The organism is Kurthia senegalensis, assembly GCF_000285595.1.
Classification (GTDB): Bacteria; Bacillota; Bacilli; order Bacillales_A; family Planococcaceae; genus Kurthia; species Kurthia senegalensis.
Genome location: NZ_HE611065.1, coordinates 276,124 through 282,123, shown reverse-complemented (window position 1 = coordinate 282,123; position 6,000 = coordinate 276,124). Strand labels below are relative to the sequence as shown.

Sequence of the window (6,000 nt, the reverse complement as noted above, 5' to 3'; positions counted from 1 at the left end):
AAGCAAAACATCTTTTGATGCTTTGCTTTTTTTATGCTAAAATGCATGTAAAATGTAAATAAAAGTTAAAAGTAATAATAATTGTAATGTAAAAACCGCTTTTCTATTAACAACTTTATAAAAATAGAATTATTTCACAATTCAAAATTTTATTGTTCTAAATATATAGACAATTTAGAAATTTATGTTATATTAATAAACAATATAACATTTTGGTTAACGAAATATTTTATTTTCGGACTATTTTTGAAATGGTTGTAAGAAAGGGGCCAATTGGATGACGACAGCAAAACCATTGTTAACAATCAATCATCTTTTTACGAGTTTCAGAATTAAAGATACATATTATGATGCGATTGATGATGTTAACTTAACAGTAAATGAAAACGAAGTACTCGCAATAGTAGGGGAATCGGGTTGTGGGAAAAGTACATTGGCTACATCGATCGTTGGATTGCATCCGGAAGGGAACACGAAAGTAATTGGCGAAATTTTATATCAAAATGAAAATTTAGTAAATTACTCGGAAGCAAAATTAAATAAAATTCGAGGAAACGACATCGGATTTATTTTCCAAGATCCCTTATCTGCATTGAATCCATTAATGAGAATTGGCGATCAAATAGAAGAAGGCTTAGTATTCCATACGAAACTGGAAAAAGAAGAGAGAAAAGAACGCGTACATAATTTATTAGATCAAGTAGGGATTATTAATCCTGAACGTGTAGCAAGACAGTTCCCTCATCAACTTTCAGGTGGGATGCGTCAACGTGTCATGATTGCGATTGCAATCGCATGTAAACCGAGAGTCATTATTGCGGATGAGCCAACAACAGCTTTAGACGTAACGATTCAAGCACAAATTTTAGACTTACTTTTAGAATTACAACAAGAAACGAATGCGGGCATTTTATTAATTACGCATGACTTAGGTGTTGTAGCAGAAGTCGCGACACGCGTTGCTGTTATGTATGCGGGGCAAGTCGTTGAAGTCGCAACGGTTGAAGAATTATTCAGCAATCCAAAACATCCTTATACGCGTTCTTTGTTGAACTCCATTCCACAAACGGAACGAGATCATGATCGATTGCAAGTCATTAAAGGGATGGTTCCTACGTTAACGAAAATGCCAAGAGTGGGCTGTCGATTTGCGGCACGTATTCCTTGGATTCAAGCAGAAGAGCATGAAGCAGAACCTCAAATGCACGAAGTTGCACCAGGACATTTCGTGAGATGTACTTGTTGGCAGAACTTCCACTTTGAAGAAGAAAAGGGAGGTTTTGAACTATGAGTTTCATGCAAATTAAAGATTTACATGTCCATTACCCGATACGTGGTGGCTTTTTCAATACAGTAGTTGATCACGTTTATGCAGTAGACGGTGTCTCGATGGAATTTGAAAAAGGAAAACGTACGGTTTAGTAGGGGAATCAGGTTCTGGGAAATCGACGACCGGAAAAGCGATTATCGGACTTGAAAAAGTGACATCTGGCAGCATTATTTATGAAGGTGAAGATGTTACGAACCAACGACGTAAAAGAAATAGTGCGTATAACCGTGACATTCAAATGATTTTCCAAGATAGTCATTCGGCAATGAATCCACGTAAACGCGTGCAAGATATTATTGCAGAGCCGATTCGAAACTTTTTAAACTTATCACCACAAGAAGAGAAAAAACGCATTATTGAATTGTTAGAAATCGTCGGCATGTCAGAAGAAGCGTTAGTGAAATATCCACATGAATTCTCAGGTGGTCAGAAACAACGTTTAGGCATTGCACGTGCGGTAGCTTGTAATCCAAAAATGATCATTGCAGACGAACCTGTATCAGCTTTGGATTTATCTGTTCAAGCACAAGTTTTAAACTTTATGAAGGATATTCAAACAGAGTATGGATTAAGCTATTTATTTATTTCACATGATTTAGGCGTCGTTCGACATATGTGTGATGACATATCAATTATGTATAAAGGGCGTTTTGTTGAAGCGGGGACGAAGGCAGATATTTTTGACGACCCACGCCACATTTATACGAATCGTTTATTGTCAGCCATTCCGAATATCGAACCAGAAACACGATTAGAAAGAAAAATACAACGACAACAAGTGGAAGCTTTGTACAAAGCAGATTCGCATAAGTATTACGATGAAGAAGGCAAAGTATATCCACTGAAAGAGCTATCAGCAACACATCGTGTAGCAATGATGGGGAACGAGAAGGGGGACGCATAATATGTGGAAAACAGTCGTTCGAAGATTTCTAATTATGATTCCACAGCTTTTTGTGTTAAGTCTTTTAATATTTATTTTAGCTAAAATGATGCCAGGTGATCCTTTTACAGGTTTAATTACACCTGATACGGATCCAAATCGTATTGAAGAGCTTCGAGAATTAGCGGGGCTCAACGATCCATGGTACATACAGTATATGCATTGGATTGCGAACATTTTCCAAGGTGATTTTGGTGATAGTTATACGTTTAAAGTAAGTGTCGCGTCTCTAATTGGGGATCGTGGTATGAATACACTTTGGTTATCACTAGTAAGTGTTATTTTAACGTATTTAATTGCGATTCCACTCGGTGTAATTGCGGGGCGTTACCAAAATACACTTCGTGATAAATCAATTGTATTGTATAGCTTCATTAGTTATGCGATTCCAACATTCGTATTGGCACTTATTTTCCTTTATATTTTCGGCTATCAATTGCAATGGTTCCCAACTTCCGGAACGGTCGATGTTAGTCATGATAAAGATTCCTGGGGCTATTTCTGGAGCAAAGTATATCATTTAATCTTACCAGCAGTAACGTATGCATTTCTTGCTACGACAGGTATTATTCAATATTTACGCTCAGAAATTATCGATTCACAAACACAAGATTATGTAAAAACAGCACGTAGTAAAGGGATTCCAATGAAAAAAGTGTACACACGTCACATTTTCCGTAACTCTTTATTACCGATTGCAGCATTTTTAGGATTCTCGATTACAGGTATCCTTGGTGGTTCTGTATTCATCGAAACAATTTTCGGTTTCCCTGGTATGGGACAATTGTTCATTCAATCAATTTCAGCGCGTGACTACAGTGTCATTACAACACTCATTATGTTATACGGGTTCCTTGCACTGTTAGGTAGTCTTTTATCCGACATTATTTTAAGTATTGTCGATCCGCGTATCCGTATTGAATAACAACTAATCGAAAAAGAAGAGGTGAATAACATGGAACAACAATTTAATGATCAGCAGCTGCAGCAAGAAGTTGAAAGTACACCTGCTACAGGCTTCCGCGTTATTTGGCGGGAGTTCAAAAAAGATAAATTAGCGATGGCTTCTTTAATTATCGTCGCTTTAATTATATTAGGTTCAATCATTTGGTCATTTTTCATCGACCAAGAGAAATTAATGGAAATTAGCTTATTAGATGAATTTGCGAAACCTGGTGAAAATGGTTTCCTTCTTGGTGCAGACCAAGGGGGGAGTGATATTCTCGGTCAATTAATTGTAGGGGCGAAAAATTCGATTATTATCGCCATTGCAATTACAATTATTACGGGTGCTTTAGGAATTGCTGTAGGGATTATTTGTGGTTACTACGGAGGAATTGTCGACAATTTCTTCATGCGTCTAATCGATTTCATTATTACATTACCATCAACAATGATCATCATCGTTTTCGTGACGATCATTCCAAAATATAATGTTTGGTCCTTTATATTAATTATGAGTGCTTTCATGTGGGTGGGGACAGCACGACTCGTGCGAAGTAAGGCGTTGTCTGAAAGCCGACGTGATTATGTAAGTGCTTCTAAAACGATGGGCACGAGTAATTTCGCAATTATGTTCAAAGGCATTATGCCAAACTTGAGCTCTTTATTAATTGTTGAAATGACATTGAATTTTGCCGGTAATGTCGGCATTGAAACAGGGTTAACATTTTTAGGTTTCGGTTTACCAGATTCAACACCGAGCTTAGGAACACTTGTCAGCTTTGCGAATAATCAAACCGTTATTGCGGAGAAGTGGTGGGTATGGTTACCAGCATCATTATTAATTTTAATTTTGATGCTTGGCATAAATTATGTTGGACAAGCATTGCGACGTTCAGCAGATGCTAAACAAAGACTAGGGTAACATAAGGAGGAATATGGATGAAGAAAAAGAATTGGCTAATGCTACTTCTAGTAGGGATCATCACACTTGTTTTAGCTGCTTGCGGCGGTGGAGATGATAAGAAAGAGAGTAGTAAAGAAAAAGTAGACACAAACGCACTTCCAGACACAGCAACAAATAAGGATGAAGCAATCAAAGGCGGCACGTTAAAAGTCGGCTTAGTATCAGATTCTCCATTCCAAGGGATCTTCAACTGGGAACTATATGAAGATGCTTACGATTCAGAAATTATGGCTTACGCATCAAACTCAATCTTCGATACGAAAGAAGATTTCTTGATTTCTGACAAAGGTTTAGCGAAATTAGATGTAGATGAAGATGCGAAAAAAGCAACAATCACAATCCAAAAAGACGTTAAATGGTCAGACGGCGAACCATTCACAATCGACGACGTTATTTTCCCTTATTATATTATCGCAGATAAAGATTACACAGGTGTACGTTACGATGCAGACTTACAAAACATCGTAGGTGCTGTTGAGTATCACGATGGTAAAGCAGACGATATTTCTGGTATTAAAAAAATCGACGATCACACGGCTGAAATCACATTCAAAAAAATCTCACCAGCAATCTACTCTGGCGGTGATGGTCTTTGGGGCTATGCAGAACCAAAACACCAATTAAAAGATATTAAAATTAAAGATTTAGTTAAATCTGATGAAGTACGTAAAAACCCAGTTACTTTAGGTGCTTTCGTAATTGATAAAATCGTTAACGGTGAATCAGTTCAATTTAAAGCAAACGAAAATTACTGGAAAGGCCAACCGAAACTTGATAAAGTTGTTTTAGAAGTTGTTCCATCATCTTCTGCAGCTGCATCAATGAAAGCTGGTAAATATGACATTTTAACAAGCTATCCTGCAAATGCTTACGGGGATATTAAAGAACTTAAAAATACGCAAATCCTAGGTCGCCCTGAATTATCTTACTCTTACCTTGGTTTCAAAGAAGGTAAATACGATACGAAAAAAGGCGAAGTTGTAGTAGATGAAAATGCAAAAATGAGCGATCAAAAAGTACGTCAAGCAGTTGCTTATGCAATGAATATTGAAGAAGTAACAGATGCTTACTATGATGGTTTACGTGAGCGTGCGAATTCATTAATTCCACCAGTATTCTCAACTTATTATGATTCAAAACTTAAAGGGTATAACTATGATTTAGATAAAGCAAAATCTCTTCTTGAAGAAGCAGGTTATAAAGATACAAACAATGACGGTTACGTCGAAGATCCAGACGGTAAAGAATTCACAATTAAATTAGCAGCAATGTCTGGTTCAGACAAAGATGAAAAAATTGTACAATTCTACATCCAAAACTGGAAAGCTGCTGGCTTAAAAGTTGAATTAACAACAGGTCGTACAATCGAATTCAACAGCTTCTACGATAAAGTACAAGCTGATGATAAAGATATCGATATGTTCATGGCTGCATGGGGTACAGGTACAAACCCATCTCCATCAGGTTTATATTCTAAAACAGCACAATTCAACTTCAGCCGTTACACAACACCTGAACTTGAAACATTATTAAGCAACATCGATTCTAAAGAAGCGTTAGATTCAGACTACCGTGCTGAAGCATTCACAAAATGGCAAGAATACATGAGCGAGCAAGCTGTAACAGTACCAATGTACTTCCGTACAGAAATCGTTCCTGTAAACAACCGTGTGAAAGGCTATGACATTAAATATGTTGATGGCGCTGAATTACAAAACCTTGAATTAACAGCTGACGCACCAGTTAAATAAGTTTTACTTTTAAGAACCTCTCCTAAATTTAGGGGAGGTTTTTTCATGATTGAAAAAGAAAAAGCCC

At 37.0% G+C, this 6,000-nt stretch carries 4 protein-coding genes and 1 pseudogene; all 5 read left to right on the top strand.

Translation table 11 applies throughout. The annotated features are described in order from the left end of the window. Positions 1-277 precede the first annotated feature (277 nt). The 5 genes and pseudogenes from KSHG_RS06755 to KSHG_RS06735 all read left to right on the top strand — a co-directional run bounded on the left by KSHG_RS06755 (position 278) and on the right by KSHG_RS06735 (position 5,933). Entirely contained in the window at positions 278-1,291 is a 1,014-nt protein-coding gene (locus tag KSHG_RS06755) for an ABC transporter ATP-binding protein (protein ID WP_010303697.1), read from the top strand. Next, positions 1,288-2,234, top strand: a pseudogene (locus tag KSHG_RS16300) (ATP-binding cassette domain-containing protein). Before KSHG_RS06755 ends, KSHG_RS16300 begins: the two are co-directional and overlap by 4 nt. A gap of 1 nt (position 2,235) precedes the next feature. Then, positions 2,236-3,198, top strand: a complete 963-nt coding sequence (opp4B, locus tag KSHG_RS06745) for an oligopeptide ABC transporter permease (RefSeq protein ID WP_010303691.1) — start codon at positions 2,236-2,238, stop codon at positions 3,196-3,198. Positions 3,199-3,228: 30 nt separating this feature from the next. Continuing rightward, positions 3,229-4,140 carry an ABC transporter permease gene (locus KSHG_RS06740; RefSeq protein ID WP_010303689.1) on the top strand — a complete coding sequence of 304 codons (912 nt, stop codon included), beginning with the start codon at positions 3,229-3,231 and terminating at the stop codon, positions 4,138-4,140. A 17-nt stretch (positions 4,141-4,157) separates the two neighbouring features. Next, positions 4,158-5,933 carry an ABC transporter substrate-binding protein gene (locus KSHG_RS06735; protein WP_010303687.1) on the top strand — a complete coding sequence of 592 codons (1,776 nt, stop codon included), beginning with the start codon at positions 4,158-4,160 and terminating at the stop codon, positions 5,931-5,933. Positions 5,934-6,000 lie beyond the last annotated feature (67 nt).